General features: G+C 48.7%; 16 protein-coding genes. 13 read left to right on the forward strand and 3 right to left on the reverse strand.

The annotated features are described in order from the left end of the window. Positions 1–40: 40 nt before the first annotated feature. The 3 genes from VGN67_RS23790 to VGN67_RS23800 all read right to left on the reverse strand — a co-directional run bounded on the left by VGN67_RS23790 (position 41) and on the right by VGN67_RS23800 (position 5278). On the reverse strand, positions 41–1489 hold the full coding sequence (locus tag VGN67_RS23790) for a DASH family cryptochrome (RefSeq protein WP_327489932.1): 1449 nt from the start codon (positions 1487–1489) through the stop codon (positions 41–43). 120 nt (positions 1490–1609) lie between these two features. Beyond that, complete coding sequence (locus tag VGN67_RS23795; RefSeq protein WP_327490216.1) at positions 1610–3529, reverse strand: OmpA family protein; 1920 nt, start codon at positions 3527–3529, stop codon at positions 1610–1612. Positions 3530–3829: 300 nt separating this feature from the next. Beyond that, positions 3830–5278 (reverse strand): NADP-dependent isocitrate dehydrogenase, encoded by a 1449-nt coding sequence (locus VGN67_RS23800; RefSeq protein ID WP_327489934.1) that lies wholly within the window; start codon positions 5276–5278, stop codon positions 3830–3832. 227 nt (positions 5279–5505) lie between these two features. Between VGN67_RS23800 and rpsL the strand changes: the two genes are divergently transcribed. From rpsL to rpmC, 13 genes are all read left to right on the forward strand, one after another. Beyond that, positions 5506–5922: a 30S ribosomal protein S12 gene (gene rpsL, locus VGN67_RS23805; protein ID WP_207504218.1), complete on the forward strand. Its 417-nt coding sequence runs from the start codon at positions 5506–5508 to the stop codon at positions 5920–5922. A 121-nt stretch (positions 5923–6043) separates the two neighbouring features. Next, positions 6044–6511, forward strand: coding sequence for a 30S ribosomal protein S7 (rpsG, locus tag VGN67_RS23810; RefSeq protein ID WP_327489937.1), 468 nt, complete (start codon positions 6044–6046; stop codon positions 6509–6511). A 550-nt stretch (positions 6512–7061) separates the two neighbouring features. Continuing rightward, positions 7062–9179 (forward strand): elongation factor G, encoded by a 2118-nt coding sequence (fusA, locus tag VGN67_RS23815; protein ID WP_327489939.1) that lies wholly within the window; start codon positions 7062–7064, stop codon positions 9177–9179. A 151-nt stretch (positions 9180–9330) separates the two neighbouring features. Continuing rightward, a complete protein-coding gene (rpsJ, locus tag VGN67_RS23820; RefSeq protein WP_132113290.1) occupies positions 9331–9636 on the forward strand; it encodes a 30S ribosomal protein S10 in 306 nt (101 codons plus the stop codon). Between the two features lie 282 nt (positions 9637–9918). Then, positions 9919–10539, forward strand: a complete 621-nt coding sequence (rplC, locus tag VGN67_RS23825; RefSeq protein WP_327489947.1) for a 50S ribosomal protein L3 — start codon at positions 9919–9921, stop codon at positions 10537–10539. A gap of 5 nt (positions 10540–10544) precedes the next feature. After that, positions 10545–11174, forward strand: a complete 630-nt coding sequence (gene rplD, locus VGN67_RS23830) for a 50S ribosomal protein L4 (protein ID WP_327489949.1) — start codon at positions 10545–10547, stop codon at positions 11172–11174. 3 nt (positions 11175–11177) lie between these two features. Beyond that, a complete protein-coding gene (gene rplW / locus VGN67_RS23835; RefSeq protein ID WP_327489951.1) occupies positions 11178–11465 on the forward strand; it encodes a 50S ribosomal protein L23 in 288 nt (95 codons plus the stop codon). Positions 11466–11508: 43 nt separating this feature from the next. Continuing rightward, on the forward strand, positions 11509–12333 hold the full coding sequence (gene rplB / locus VGN67_RS23840; RefSeq protein WP_327489953.1) for a 50S ribosomal protein L2: 825 nt from the start codon (positions 11509–11511) through the stop codon (positions 12331–12333). 9 nt (positions 12334–12342) lie between these two features. Then, the gene (gene rpsS / locus VGN67_RS23845) at positions 12343–12621 is read left to right on the forward strand and encodes a 30S ribosomal protein S19 (RefSeq protein ID WP_327489955.1); all 279 of its coding nucleotides are present in this window, start codon (positions 12343–12345) and stop codon (positions 12619–12621) included. 63 nt (positions 12622–12684) lie between these two features. After that, entirely contained in the window at positions 12685–13074 is a 390-nt protein-coding gene (rplV, locus tag VGN67_RS23850) for a 50S ribosomal protein L22 (RefSeq protein ID WP_327489957.1), read from the forward strand. Between the two features lie 19 nt (positions 13075–13093). Then, the gene (gene rpsC, locus VGN67_RS23855; RefSeq protein ID WP_327489959.1) at positions 13094–13879 is read left to right on the forward strand and encodes a 30S ribosomal protein S3; all 786 of its coding nucleotides are present in this window, start codon (positions 13094–13096) and stop codon (positions 13877–13879) included. Between the two features lie 49 nt (positions 13880–13928). Further along, entirely contained in the window at positions 13929–14354 is a 426-nt protein-coding gene (gene rplP / locus VGN67_RS23860) for a 50S ribosomal protein L16 (RefSeq protein WP_327489961.1), read from the forward strand. Positions 14355–14399: 45 nt separating this feature from the next. After that, positions 14400–14600, forward strand: coding sequence for a 50S ribosomal protein L29 (gene rpmC, locus VGN67_RS23865; RefSeq protein WP_207504229.1), 201 nt, complete (start codon positions 14400–14402; stop codon positions 14598–14600). Positions 14601–14611: the final 11 nt, after the last annotated feature.

Consider the following 14611-nt stretch of genomic DNA (forward strand, 5'->3'; position numbering starts at 1 on the left):
AAATTAGCTAAATCCAACTAATTAAAACAGGGGTTTTACATCACCGGTCTTCGGATGGCTTCAACCACTTATCGGCCCGGATGATTGGCAAAGGATAGTCAGAACCCAACATAACCCCGTATTGCTGCTGCTCCTCCACCGAAAGCTGCCATACGCTGTGTACCTGTCCGGCGGGTACCTGGGCCAGCTCCGGCAGCCAGTACTTCACGTAGGTACCTTCCGGGTCGTAGTGATTGGCCTGGGATAAAATGTTAAAGTACCGGTTCTGCCTCGGGTCATTACCTACGCCCGCTACGTAGTTCCAGTTGCACCAGTTGCTGCACACGTCGTAGTCAGTAAGCTGGCTTTCGAAGTAGGAGGCGCCCCAGGTCCAGTCTATGTTCAGGTCTTTGGCCAGAAAGCTGGCTACATTTTGCCGGCCCCGGTTCGAGAGGTAGCCCGTAGCCATCAGCTCGCGCATGTTGGCATCAATAAAGGGAATACCCGTTTGTCCGGTTCTCCATTTTTCGAACTGGTCGCGGTTGTGGCTCCACGTCAGGTTTACATCGTGCTTAATACCTGAAGCTTTAAATATGCGGGTACCGTGGCGCAGGGACACAAAATGAAAGTAGTCGCGCCACAGCAGCTCAAAGATAAGCCAGTAGGTAGAGTCGTTGGCTACGCGCTCCGTTTCGTACCGCTTTACTTCTTCGTAAATATAGCGCGGCGACAGGCACCCCAGCGACAGCCAGGCCGAGAAGCGGGAGGAGTAGTCGGGGCCGAGTAATCCATTGCGGGTGTCCTTGTAGGTACGCAGCCGGTCTTCTTCCCAGAAATAACGCTGTATACGCTGCCGGGCCGTATCTTCTCCACCAGCAAAGGGGGTACTTAGGCCGGTTCTGTCGTGTAGTTCAGCTTCTGTAAATCCTAACGCATCCAGGGTCGGCAGTTCCCCCGCGTCGTAGCCTGCGGGTAACTTTACGGCGGTAGACTCGGGAAAAGTACTACGTACCTGACAGTGCTTCTCAACCTGCTTCCGGAATTCGGTGAAAACATCGGGTAGCCTCGAGATCCAGAAGGGCAGGTCGCGCGGGTGGTAGAGCGTAGCCGTCCAGACCAGTTCAAAGTCTACGTTAAGTACCTTGAGCCGCTTACTCAGGGAAGACTCCACCGTGGTTTCCTCCAATGCTACTTCCTTACTCGTAAATACTTCCTGCGCGTCGTATTGCTCGGCCAGTTCAGCGATGATTTTTTCGGGCTCTCCCACTCTGATTAGCAGATCTCCGCCTTTCAGCCGCAGATTCTTTCGCAGGTTTTGTACGGCTTCCCAAAGGAAACGCGCCCGGAACGGGGCTGTTTTACGAAATCCCAGGCTATTTTTCACAAAAGATCTGGGATCGAAAACGTAGACCGGTACCACTTCTTCCGCTTCCTGAGTAGCCCTCAGAAAAGCTTCGTTGTCGAGGAGCCGGAGATCGTTCCGAAACCAGTAAATAATACGTTTGGTCATTTACTTATAATCCATATTTAACAAACACCGCCTGATCTGATTAACTGCTTTGGTCAGAATTTGTGCAAAAAAAAGCGGGGTGAACCAGTTCACCCCGCAAAAGTACCTATTTCAGGAAGACTAGTAGCTCAGTATCGTAAACTCTGTACGGCGGTTGCGCTGGTGCTCTTCTTCGGTGCGGGCGCTCTGTACAATCAGTTGCCGCTCTCCGTAGCCCCGGGCCGTCAGGCGGTCGGCGTCTACTCCTCTGGAAACAATGTAGTTAACCGCCGACTCGGCCCGCTGCTGCGACAGCGTCATGTTGTAGGCATCCGTAGCGCGGGCATCGGTATGGGAGCTAAGCTCAATTTTCACACTTGGATTATCCCTCAGAATTTCCACGAGCTTATCCAGCTCCTGTGCCGCGTCCGGGCGAATGTTATACTTGTTCAGATCGTAGTAGATATTGTCAAGGACAAAGGTCTTGTTCAGCTCCAGACTATCCAGCCGCACCGTAACCCGGTAGGTAGTATCTGTTACTACCTTGTTGAGGAAAATAGGTGGAATGGAACGCCCGTCCATGGAGAAGGGGGTCCGCTTGCTGATGTAGCCCTTCCGCTCCACGAGCAGTATGTAGTCTTTGCCTTCTTCCAGGCGGTAATCTCCAAACCGGCCGCGGTTGCCCGTTACCAGGCGGCCCAGTTCCGCATTGGCGCTATCGGCCAGGATACGGACGGTGGCCGAGTCGATAGGATTGGCTCGCGGTGTATTGGAAAGTACTTCGCCCGCCAGGAAATAACGTACTACTTTCAGCTGGCCGTTGAGCCGGGTAGGGTCGTTCTGGGCAATAACCGTTGTATCGGGTTGATCTTCGGTCGGGGCGGCAAAGTAGTATATGTCGTCGTCGCCCTTACCTCCTTCGCGGTTAGAAGTAAAGAAGCCGTTGTCTGAATTTTCGTAAAAAATAAGTCCGAAGTCATCCTGCGGGGTATTAAAAGGTACCCCCAGGTTGTCGATGGAAATGACTCCCTGTGTGCGGGTAGCTACAAAAATATCCAGCTTACCCAGCCCCGGGTGTCCGTCGGAAGCAAAGTACAGCTTACCATCAGCGGCTACGTAAGGAAACATCTCATCACCGGCGGTATTGATATCCTTACCCATGTTGACCGGCTTGCTGAAGCGCCCCGACGCGTCCATATTGGTACGGTAAATATCAGCACCACCCGCTCCACCGGCCCGGTCCGAGGCGAAGTAGAGGGTTTTGCCATCGCGTGAGAAAGCCGGAGAACCGTCCCAGGCCAGCGAGTCATTGACGGGCAGGTAGCGGGGCTCGCTCCACTGTCCGTTCACCAGGCGGCTCATGTACAGGTCCACGTTCATGGTACCTTTGCGCTTGCCGCTGTTACCCCGGGCAAACACCATTGTTTTGCCATCCGGCGTGAAGGAGGGTGAGCTTTCGTTGGCGTCTTCGGCGAATACATTGCTGCTGAAAAGGGTAGGGCTTCCGCCCGATTCGCTGGGAGCTTCCCCGATTTTTACCTTATACAGGCCCAGCATAGGCTGACCATTGTTTTTGTAAACCTTTTCTTTTTTGGCCGCCGATACGAGTAGTTCATTTCCCAGCACCGCCGAAGAAAATTCAGCACCAGGGGTATTGAAGGGTAAGTTTTCCAGCTTTACCTCCATTTTTTTCTGTCCGATGCGATCCGTGATTTTAAGGGTTTCAATCTCACGCAGGGCCCGCTCTTGCAGGTTTTTGCTGGCGCTTGTATTCTGGGCGAACTGGGCAAACTGCTCACGGGCTTCGTTGTACTGTCCCGCCGCTTTCAGCGCGTAGGCATAGTAAAAACGAGCCTCAGCGTTGGTGAGGCCGCCCTGTAGGGCTTTTTGATAAAAAGGAATGGCTTCCCGACTCCGGTTCGACAGCCGGTACGACTCCGCGATCAGGTAGTTGGTCTGTACGGGTTCATAATCAGCCGAAGCAGCCCGTTGAAAATCTTTGATGGCCAGATCATATTCGCCATTCTCAAATTTTTTAACGCCCTGCTTATACGCTTGCATGGTAGAGTTGCAAGCTACCATAAAAACACTTAGGGTAAGGACCAGCGTCCAGGAAGTGTTGAGGCACCGCAATATATTCATAGTGGTAGGTAAAAAGCGTCTTCTCAGATCTGCTGTATTTGTTAACTACTGATTGACAATACTACTAAAACAACCTTTGTAAAGAAAATTCTACGTAGGACTAACGATTATTTTTGAAAAATATTGATTTTTAAAAGGCACAAAACGGTTAAAAAATCAGAGCCGATCTATTGCAAGATCGGCTCTGACAGGATAAGAGATACCTCTTTGGTGGTTTCTCTATTCGCCCTGACCAAGCGAGTAGCCGGGCTGGCCGTCGAAAGTGTAGAGGTTTTCGGTTTTTATGAAGTCGAAGCCCTGTTCGTTGAGCAGGGTAAGAAGCTGCAGCGTGGCCTGATTGGCTATGCCTTCACCGTTGCGGCTTACAAAGCGGCAGCGCCAGTGGTCGGTACAGAAAGTTTCGGGCATTCCTTCCGGATAAACCTTTACGCCCCGGTTAGTAATCATTTTTAAGTGGAGCGACGAGTCCCGCAAGGTCGACAGCCTGGTACCTAATTCGTCGGCGTTGCCTTCTTTCCAGTCCAGAAAAACGTCAACTCCCACCAGTTCTTTCTGTTGAGCCGGAGGAACACCGGGGGTAATATGAATGGGACGGGGTGCAGAAGCATAGCTAACCGCCCGGAAATGCTGCGGTTGCTGGCCCAGCCGCTCAATAACCGCATCGGCAAATTCTTTGGTACCTACCCGCTGTTTACTGACTCCCTCCTGATAAATATCACCCGTGTGGATACCTTCCTCGATGGTTCGCAGCCAGGCGTTGTGTACGCGGGCAGCTACCTCGCCCTGCCCGATATGGACCAGCATCATAATGGCTCCGTTCAGCAGCCCCGACGGGTTGGCAATGCCGCTTCCGGCTATGTCAGGCGCTGAGCCATGGATAGCCTCAAACATGGCGCACTGGTCACCCACGTTGGCCGAGCCCCCCATTCCGACCGAGCCGGCAATCTGGGCGGCAATGTCGGAGATAATATCACCGTAAAGATTAAGAGTAACGATTACCCCAAAACGCTCGGGCTCGTCGGCCAGTAGCGCCGACCCGATGTCAATGATCCAGTGTTCGCTTTGAATGTCGGGGTACTCTTTAGCTATCTCATCAAAAACCTTCCGGAACAGTCCGTCGGTCATTTTCATGATATTGTCCTTGGTAAAGCAGGTGACCTTTTTGCGGTTGTAGGCCCGGGCGTACTCAAAGGCGTAGCGGATAATCTTCTCGCAGCCGGGTCGTGAAATCAGCTTCAGGCACTGGTATACCTGGTCGGTCTGGCGGTGTTCAATCCCCGTGTAGAGGTCCTCCTCATTCTCCCGGATAATGACCAGATCCAGCGCGGGATGCTTGGTATCTACGTAAGGGTAGTAGGCCTGGCAGGGACGGACATTGGCAAAAAGTCCCAGCGTAGTACGGGCTGTAACATTCAGGCTTTTGAAACCACCACCCTGGGGGGTAGTAATAGGAGACTTCAGAAATATCTTGGTCCGGCGTAACGACTCCCAGTCACTAGGCTGAATACCGGCTTTGCTGCCGCTTTTGTATACTTTTTCACCAATTTCAATGACTTCGGGCTCTAACTGGGCTCCCGCTGCGTCCAGAATGCGCAACGTAGCGTCCATAATTTCGGGTCCGATGCCGTCGCCGTAGGCTACGGTGATAGGGGTTTTGGTGGGTGACATAGGTAGTTAAACTAAGTTTAAGAAGGTATGACTAACGTATTGGCCGGATGAAAAAATCAGCCGGGCAAAGATATAACTATCAAAACAAGCGAAGCGTTATGAAAAAAATCAAAACTAACCATTTGTAAATCAGCAGTTGTTTCTTAATTTTGCAGTCCGATTTTTTCGTGAATACTGTACTTAGGTGAAGCGGCTAATCGGTTAACTATTCAAAATCAAGCTATTAAATGCCTACTATTTCACAATTAGTCCGTAAAGGGAGAGAGAAAATGACATGGAAATCAAAGTCTCCGGCTTTGGATTCCTGCCCCCAGCGTCGTGGAGTATGTACTCGTGTGTACACCACAACGCCCAAGAAGCCGAACTCGGCTCTTCGTAAAGTAGCCCGTGTGCGTCTTACTAACCAAAAAGAAGTAAACGCTTACATCCCGGGTGAAGGTCACAACCTGCAGGAGCACTCCATCGTGCTTATCCGCGGTGGTCGTGTAAAGGATTTGCCGGGAGTACGTTACCACATTGTACGTGGTGCACTGGATACTGCCGGTGTAAATGGTCGTAAGCAGCGCCGCTCTAAGTACGGTGCCAAGCGTCCTAAGCCAGGGCAACCAGCCGCAGCGCCAACAAAAGGCGGCAAGAAAAAATAATCAAAAAGTAACTCTCTCTACTTTTTAGAAACTAACATTCTGATAAAAGGGAAGTAATGCCGAAGTTGAACAGGCATGAATGAGTTGCAAAACGAAACCTCGTGTAAACAATCTTATTGAAATGAGAAAGTCAAAACCAAAGAAAAGATATATCCTGCCCGATCCTAAGTTTCGGGAAGTACAGGTAACTAAGTTTGTAAACAACCTGATGTTACAGGGTAAGAAAAGCATTGCCTTTACTATTTTCTACGATGCTCTTGAAATCGTAGAAAAGAAAACCAGCGAAAACGGACTGGAGATCTGGCGCAAGGCTCTTAACAATGTAACACCTTCGGTAGAAGTAAAAAGCCGCCGTGTGGGTGGTGCTACCTTCCAGGTACCTACAGAAGTACGTCCTGAGCGTAAACAGGCGCTGGGTATGAAGTGGCTGATTGGCTACGCCCGCAAGCGTGGTGAAAAAACCATGGTTGATCGCCTGGCTGCCGAGATTGTAGCAGCATCCAGAGGTGAAGGAGCCGCGGTAAAGAAGAAAGACGATACGCACCGTATGGCCGAAGCCAACAAAGCGTTCTCGCACTTCCGCTTCTAAGCTAAGCAGTCAATATAAAAAAGGAAAGGCCCGCGTACTGCGCGGGCCTTTCCTTTTTTACAGGTCAATGTTTTTAGTTAGTACTGCCAGTTCGTCACCCCATTTCTCCTCACCAGTTCGTCACCCCATTTCTCCTCAATGGATATGAGCTGGCTGGCATCGGCAAAGGGTACTTGATCCGTTTCCACCGACGGCGGATTCTTAGAGTAGCGTCCTGAGTTTGAGCAGGGCCGTTGGAAGCGGGGAACAGGGGCAATTTGCAAAATACTTGGTCGGGAATGGTTGAAAGCAGAAAAGGACTTTTGACGGGAAGTAAGGTAAAAGTAACCCATGATTGTAAACGTACTACTTAATAACAAAAAATGAGGCTGCGCCCCTTCCGGCGGCTGGTAAAAAATATATGTAAAATAAATAAGGCTCTGTTGTTTCTCCTTAAAATAGTTACTACTTTTGCGGTCTGTTTTTGAGTGGCGTGAATCCCAAAGTACCGGAATATTCACTGTACACTGAGTTAAATTGAAAATAAGCATAAAATTATAGTCACATTATCATGGCACGTGATTTAAGATTCACAAGAAATATCGGAATTGCCGCTCACATTGATGCAGGTAAGACTACCACTACCGAACGTATTCTTTATTACGCCGGGGTAAGCCACAAAATCGGGGAAGTACACGATGGAGCGGCTACCATGGACTGGATGGAGCAGGAGCAGGAGCGGGGTATTACTATTACCTCCGCCGCTACTACTGTTAGCTGGCCTTACCGTGACAATTCCTACCACATCAACATCATTGATACACCGGGCCACGTGGACTTTACCGTAGAGGTAAACCGTTCGCTACGGGTACTGGACGGACTTGTGTTCCTTTTCAGTGCGGTAGATGGTGTGGAGCCTCAATCAGAGACTAACTGGCGTTTGGCCAATAATTATAACGTAGCTCGTATCGGATTCGTAAATAAAATGGACCGTGCAGGTGCCGACTTCCTGGCTGTTTGTAAGCAGGTGAAGGAAATGCTTGGTAGCTACGCTGTACCCCTGCAGTTGCCGATCGGTGCCGAAGATAACTTCAAAGGCGTAGTTGATCTGGTTAATTTCCGTGGTATTGAATGGAATGAAGATGATAAAGGTATGACCTTCAGAGAGGTACCTATACCGGATGATATGCTTGAAGAAGCGAAGGAGTGGCGGGAAAATCTGCTTGAAGCCGTAGCCGATTTCGATGATACACTCATGGAGAAGTACTTCGAAGACCCGGAGTCTATTTCGGAAGATGAAATTCTGGCGGCTCTTCGTGCAGCGACCGTAAGCATGAAAATTGTTCCTATGGTATGTGGATCTTCGTTCAAAAACAAAGGTGTACAAACCATGCTGGACTACGTGATGGCGCTTCTGCCTTCACCAATGGACAGAGAGAGCGTAAAAGGAACGGATCCCCGTACTGGTAATGAGATTATCCGTAAGCCTGCCGAGAGTGAGCCTTTTGCTGCCCTGGCGTTTAAAATCGCAACTGACCCCTATGTAGGTCGTCTGTGCTTTATTCGTGCTTACTCGGGCGGGCTGGACTCCGGTTCGTACGTACTCAATAATCGCTCGGGTAACAAAGAGCGTATTTCCCGTATCTTCCAGATGCACGCCAACAAGCAGAATCAGATTGACCGTTTAGGCGCTGGTGATATTGGTGCGGTAGTAGGTTTTAAAGACATCAAGACCGGTGATACCCTTTCCGATGAGAAGAATCCTATCGTTCTGGAATCCATGGTATTCCCTGAGCCGGTAATTGGTTATGCCATTGAGCCTAAGAAAACGGCTGACCAGGATAAATTTGGTAATGCTATTGCCAAACTTATCGAGGAAGACCCAACGCTGCAGGTTAATACGGACGAAGAAACCGGTCAGACTATTATCCGCGGTATGGGTGAGCTTCACCTGGAAATTATCATCGACCGGATGCGTCGTGAATTTAAGGTAGAAGTAAACCAGGGTGCTCCCCAGGTAGCTTATAAAGAAGCGCTTACCAAGAACTTTGAGCACCGCGAAGTATATAAAAAGCAAACTGGTGGTCGTGGTAAATTTGCCGATATCGTATTTGAAATCGGACCACGTGACGACGAGGAAGAAGGAAAAGAGAAGCCACAGGGCTTGCTGTTCGACAACAAAATTGTAGGTGGGGTTATTCCACGTGAATTTATTCCTTCTATCCAGAAAGGGTTCGACGAAGCTATGAAGAACGGACCTCTGGCTGGTTACCCAATTGACTCCATGAAGGTTCGTCTTTTCCACGGCTCTTTCCACGACGTTGACTCCGACGCCTTCTCTTTTGAAATGGCAGCCCGTATCGGTTTCAAAGAGGCAGCCCGTAACGCCGGTCCCAAATTGCTGGAACCTATCATGGCGGTAGACGTAGTAACACCGGAAGAATATACCGGTCCTATCACGGGTGACCTTAACCGTCGTCGTGGTCTGATGAAAGGTATGGATACCAAAGCAGGTTCTCAGGTAATCAAAGCAGATGTACCTCTGTCGGAGCTTTTCGGCTACGTTACTGACCTGCGTACCATTACGTCTGGTCGTGCGACAGCGTCCCTGACGTTCGCTCACTATGACTTTGTACCTCAGAACCTGGCCGAAACGGTTATTGCCAAGGTAAAGGGTACCGGTAAATAATAAAAGTTAAAGTCCGGGAGTAGGTGATAGTTGATTACCTGCTCTCTTTTAAATACCTACTGCACTAGCGGAGTAAATGGTTCTTTCGTTAGTGGTGCGTTTGTCGGGAACAAACCAACAGAGTGTCAGGAACCAGCAAAACCAACAAGTAATGAATCAAAAAATTCGCATTAAGCTCAAATCTTTCGACCATAACCTGGTTGATAAGTCGGCCGAAAAAATTGTGAAGGCTGTGAAGGCAACCGGAGCCGTGGTAAGTGGGCCCATTCCTTTGCCAACCGAAAAAGAAATCTTTACCGTACTACGGTCACCCCACGTGAATAAAAAGTCACGCGAGCAGTTCCAGCTGTGTACTTATAAGCGTCTGGTAGATATATTCTCTACAAGCGCTAAAACAGTAGACGCCCTGATGAAGCTTGAGCTTCCCAGCGGTGTTGATGTTGAGATAAAAGTATAGTTATTGCCGGCCGTTAAGCCGGATACATATAGGCAAATACGGGTGAAGGTCCGGATTCTTCTGGAAACCACATCTGAGTTCATTTCCGATAAAAGCAACTGCATACTGCATCATACGCTTTTACGGTAAAAAATGAGGTCAGGTGTGTCTTACACCTGACCTTTTTGTCTGATTATCAGAAAATAATAAACGGAATGGGTTTGGATGCTAAAAAGCAAATTTCTAACTTTGCAGTCCGTTTCAAAAATAGGGTTAATTCCTGCTATTTAAAAACAATAAAACATGTCTGGTTTAATAGGTAAAAAAATCGGAATGACCAGTTTGTACAATGCTGACGGGCAGGCTCTGGCATGTACTGTGATTCAAGCTGGTCCTTGTGTTGTAACACAAGTTAGGTCCGAGGAAAAAGATGGCTACAAGGCGCTTCAGCTAGGCTTTGGTGAGAAGAAAGAAAAAAACACCACCAAGCCAATGCAGGGGCACTTCAGAAAGGCCAACACAACTCCCAAGCAAAAGCTGGTTGAGTTTAAGTATTTTGAGGAAGAGCACGATCTGGGAGCTTCCCTGACCATTAACGATATATTCATCGAAGGTGAGTTTGTGGATGTGGTAGGTACTGCCAAAGGCCGCGGATTTCAGGGCGTTGTAAAGCGTCATGGTTTCGGTGGAGTAGGTGGCCAGACCCACGGTCAGCACAACCGTGCGCGGCACCCGGGTTCAATCGGTGCCTGTTCTTTTCCTTCCCGTGTGTTTAAAGGAATGAAAATGGGAGGGCGTATGGGGAACAATCGCGTAAAGATTCAGAACCTGCGTATTCTGAAACTGATTCCGGAGCAAAATCTCCTAGTAGTAAGCGGCTCTGTGCCAGGTTCAAAGAATTCATTTGTAATCATTGAGAAATAATACTGATGGAACTGTCTGTATTAAATATAAAAGGTGAGGATAGCGGTAAAAAAGTGACGTTGTCGGAGGATATCTTTGGTATCGAGCCCAACGTGCATGCTATCTACCTAGATGTAAAGCAGTACCTGGCCAATCAGCGTCAGGGTACTCACAAAGCCAAAGAGCGTGCTGAGGTAAGCTACTCAACACGTAAGATTAAGCGCCAGAAAGGTACGGGTGGAGCTCGTGCCGGTAGCATTAAATCACCGGTATTTGTAGGAGGTGGACGTATATTTGGTCCCCGCCCCCGCGACTACGGTTTTAAGGTAAATAAGAAAGTAAAGACACTGGCTCGTATCTCGGCTTTTGCCGCCAAAGCCAAAGCCGATTCGATCTCTGTTATAGAGTCTTTCTCCTTTGATGCTCCTAAGACAAAATCATATCTGAATGTTTTGAATGCCTTGTCATTTACAAACACCAAAACACTTTTGATTTTGCCTGATACAGATAACAACGTGTATCTGTCTGCGCGTAACATTCCTAAAGTGAAAGTTACGACCGCTGAAATGGTCAATACATATGACCTCATGAATGCTGATCGCCTGATTATAAGCGAGCCGGCACTGTCTAAATTGGAAACCCTTTTGAACAAATAAGCAATGAGTGTACTGAAGCGTCCGATCATCACCGAGAAGGTAACCGCTCAGGGTGGTCAAGGAAAATACGCCTTCGAGGTAGCCAGAGATGCCAACAAAGTTGAAATCAAGAAGGCTATTGAGAAAATGTACGGGGTTTCCGTAGAGAGTGTACGTACGATGCGATGCATTGGCAAATCTAAATCCCGCATGTCGGGAGGAAAGTTTATCAGCGGAAAAACGTCAACGTACAAGAAAGCTATCGTAACGGTGGCCGAAGGCGAGTTGATTGATATTTACGGCGAAGCCTAACAAGTAGTTGACTGATTCACAACATTGATGAGCAAGTAAAGCAATGGCAGTTAAAAAATTAAAACCGACAAGCGCAGGCCAGCGATTCCGCGTTGCTCCTTCTTTTGAGGAGATCACAGCGGCAAAGCCTGAGCGTAGTCTAATCGAACCCCTCAAGAAGAGTGGTGGCCGCAATAGCCAGGGTCGGCGTACCATGCGCTATATTGGTGGCGGACATAAGCAGATGTATCGCGTTATCGATTTCAAAAGAAACCGCGTTGATTCTCCTGCAACCGTATTGACAATTGAGTACGATCCAAACCGATCAGCCCGTATCGCGCTGGTCCAGTATGAGGATGGTGAGAAGCGGTATATTATTGCCCCCAACGGTCTTAACGTAGGCCAGGTAATTGTAGCTGGTACAAGCGTAGCCCCCGAAGTAGGCAATGCTCTTCCCTTAGCTTCAATGCCAATAGGTACCATCGTTCATAACATAGAACTTATACCTGGTAAAGGTGCTCAGTTTGCACGCAGCGCCGGAACCTACGCCCAGTTGGTAGCACGGGAAGGAAAGTATGCCGTATTGAAAATGCCTTCGGGTGAAATGCGCATGATACTTTCAGCCTGTATAGCTACGGTAGGTACAGTATCTAACGCTAACCACATGAATGTAAGCCTCGGTAAAGCCGGTCGTAAGCGGTGGTTAGGTCGTCGTCCCCGCGTAAGAGGTGTGGCAATGAACCCGGTTGATCACCCAATGGGTGGTGGTGAAGGTCGTGCCTCCGGTGGGCATCCTCGTTCAAGAAACGGTCTTTTGGCTAAAGGTAAGAAGACTCGTAACAAGAATAAGCACTCTGAGAAACTGATTATTAGCAGACGTAAAAAATAAGATAGGTAAATGGCACGCTCATTAAAAAAAGGTCCCTATATAGATTTTCGTCTGGAAAATAAGATTCAGACGATGAATGACGGAAACAAGAAGTCAGTAATCAAGACCTGGTCCCGTCGTTCAATGATCTCTCCGGATTTCATAGGACATACATTCGCTGTTCATAACGGCAATAAATTCATCCCGGTGTACGTAACGGAGAACATGGTTGGGCATAAGCTGGGTGAATTCGCCCCTACGCGCAACTTCCGTGGACACACAGCAAAAAAGGATAAAGGTAAGAGATAATAATTGTAGACCGTTGGCTGTAATTCTGTTATAAGAACAAGCTGACGCATACCTGAAAAGAACATGGAAGCAAGAGCAATACTACGAAATGTACCTACCTCGCCTCGCAAAATGAGATTGGTAGCTGACATGATTCGCGGTCAGAAGGTCAGCAAAGCTTTGGCCATCTTAAAGTTTCAGCCCCAGGCGGCCTCATCTACGCTATACAAAGTACTGCTATCAGCAGTAGCTAACTGGCAGCAGACAAATGAAGACGCAAAAATCGAGGACGCTGATTTGTTTGTAAAGACTGTATTTGTGGATGGTGGACGCATGCTTAAGCGCCTTCGTCCGGCTCCCCAGGGAAGAGCCCATCGCATTCGTAAGCGGTCCAATCATATCACTATTGTGATTGACGATAGGGATTTAGTTGCGATTGGTGCAGACAGTGAAGAAAATAATACCAAATCATAAGTAAACGATCTATATACGAATGGGACAGAAGGTTAACCCGATAGGTCTAAGACTTGGCATTGTAAGAGGATGGGAATCGAGCTGGTATGGTGGAAAAGATTTCTCTGACAAACTGGTTGAAGACGAAAAAATCCGCAAATACATCCAGGCTCGTATCCCGAAGGGAGCTATCTCGCGGGTAGTTATTGAGCGCACGCTTAAGCGTATTACTTTAACAATCCATACGGCACGTCCGGGTATTGTGATTGGAAAAGGTGGCGCCGAAGTAGATAAAATTAAAGAGGAACTGAAAAAAATCACCGGTAAGGATGTTCAGATCAATATCTATGAGATCAAACGTCCTGAAATTGATGCCAAACTGATCGGGGAAACCATCGCTCAGCAGCTCGAAGCCCGGATTTCTTACCGTCGCGCCATGAAGCAGTCTATTGCTTCGGCCATGCGGGTAGGAGCCCAGGGAATTAAACTACGGCTTTCTGGCCGCCTGGGTGGTGCCGAAATGGCACGTACCGAAGAGTACAAAGAAGGTCGTATTCCCCTTCATACACTTCGCGCCGATATTGATTATGCTATTTCAGAAGCACAGACTGTTTACGGAAAAATAGGCATTAAAGTATGGGTATTCAAAGGCGAATTGTACGGCAAGCGTGACCTCACCCCTAGTGTAGCCCCAGCCAGCTCAGAACGTACTGAACGTGGCGGCGGTGACAGAAGAGGTGGTGGTGGTGGCCGTGGCGGCGACAACGAAAAAGGCGGTGACCGCGGAGGCGATCGTCGTAAAAGAAGCAGAACCAAGAAGAAGTAATCAGCTAAGGTATTCTGGCGCGGGAGCGTCGGTATAAATAAAAAGAACCATGTTACAGCCGAAAAGAACCAAATTTCGCAAGCAGCAAAAGGGAAAAGGCTCATTCAAGGGTGTCGCATCACGCGGGCATGAGATTGCTTTCGGCTCGTTTGCTATCAAGGCACTCGAACCAGGTTGGCTTACCGCTCGCCAGATTGAGGCAGCTCGTATTTCAGTAACCCGTGCTATGAAGCGGGAAGGCCAGGTTTGGATTAGGGTATTCCCTGACAAGCCTATCACAAAAAAGCCCGCTGAAGTACGTATGGGTAAAGGAAAAGGAGCTCCTGAGTACTGGGTAGCCCCCGTTTTGCCAGGTACTATATTGTTTGAGGCAACCGGAGTTAGTCTTGACACTGCTAATGAGGCACTACGCCTGGCAGCCCAGAAGCTGCCGATCAAGACGAAGTTTGTTGTGCGCCGCGATTATCAGGAATAGGCCCATTTCAACTGCGTATTCTGAACATACATAATTGATAAAGCAATGACTAATAAGGAAATACAAGCTCTTTCGGCCGACCAATTGAAGGAGCAGATAGCCCAGGAGAAAGAGCGCTTGCTGCGGTTGAAGTTTGCCCATGCGATTTCTCCCGTCGAGAATCCCATCCGGATTCGGTCTTCGCGTAAGCAGATCGCGCGGCTCATGACGGAGCTGTCGGCCAAGTCAAACCAACAGCAACAATAGTAAAGCAGCTA

The sequence above is a fragment of the Telluribacter sp. genome, from assembly GCF_035998675.1.
Classification (GTDB): domain Bacteria; phylum Bacteroidota; class Bacteroidia; order Cytophagales; family Spirosomataceae; genus Telluribacter.

What these genes read in the sequence shown, in the direction of transcription:
- VGN67_RS23790 (WP_327489932.1), bottom strand. Translation starts at nt 1,489, where the DNA reads ATGACCAAACGTATTATTTACTGGTTTCGGAACGATCTCCGGCTCCTC.
- VGN67_RS23795 (WP_327490216.1), bottom strand. Translation starts at nt 3,529, where the DNA reads ATGCAAGCGTATAAGCAGGGCGTTAAAAAATTTGAGAATGGCGAATAT.
- VGN67_RS23800 (WP_327489934.1), bottom strand. Translation starts at nt 5,278, where the DNA reads ATGTCACCCACCAAAACCCCTATCACCGTAGCCTACGGCGACGGCATC.
- rpsL (WP_207504218.1), top strand. Translation starts at nt 5,506, where the DNA reads ATGCCTACTATTTCACAATTAGTCCGTAAAGGGAGAGAGAAAATGACA.
- rpsG (WP_327489937.1), top strand. Translation starts at nt 6,044, where the DNA reads ATGAGAAAGTCAAAACCAAAGAAAAGATATATCCTGCCCGATCCTAAG.
- fusA (WP_327489939.1), top strand. Translation starts at nt 7,062, where the DNA reads ATGGCACGTGATTTAAGATTCACAAGAAATATCGGAATTGCCGCTCAC.
- rpsJ (WP_132113290.1), top strand. Translation starts at nt 9,331, where the DNA reads ATGAATCAAAAAATTCGCATTAAGCTCAAATCTTTCGACCATAACCTG.
- rplC (WP_327489947.1), top strand. Translation starts at nt 9,919, where the DNA reads ATGTCTGGTTTAATAGGTAAAAAAATCGGAATGACCAGTTTGTACAAT.
- rplD (WP_327489949.1), top strand. Translation starts at nt 10,545, where the DNA reads ATGGAACTGTCTGTATTAAATATAAAAGGTGAGGATAGCGGTAAAAAA.
- rplW (WP_327489951.1), top strand. Translation starts at nt 11,178, where the DNA reads ATGAGTGTACTGAAGCGTCCGATCATCACCGAGAAGGTAACCGCTCAG.
- rplB (WP_327489953.1), top strand. Translation starts at nt 11,509, where the DNA reads ATGGCAGTTAAAAAATTAAAACCGACAAGCGCAGGCCAGCGATTCCGC.
- rpsS (WP_327489955.1), top strand. Translation starts at nt 12,343, where the DNA reads ATGGCACGCTCATTAAAAAAAGGTCCCTATATAGATTTTCGTCTGGAA.
- rplV (WP_327489957.1), top strand. Translation starts at nt 12,685, where the DNA reads ATGGAAGCAAGAGCAATACTACGAAATGTACCTACCTCGCCTCGCAAA.
- rpsC (WP_327489959.1), top strand. Translation starts at nt 13,094, where the DNA reads ATGGGACAGAAGGTTAACCCGATAGGTCTAAGACTTGGCATTGTAAGA.
- rplP (WP_327489961.1), top strand. Translation starts at nt 13,929, where the DNA reads ATGTTACAGCCGAAAAGAACCAAATTTCGCAAGCAGCAAAAGGGAAAA.
- rpmC (WP_207504229.1), top strand. Translation starts at nt 14,400, where the DNA reads ATGACTAATAAGGAAATACAAGCTCTTTCGGCCGACCAATTGAAGGAG.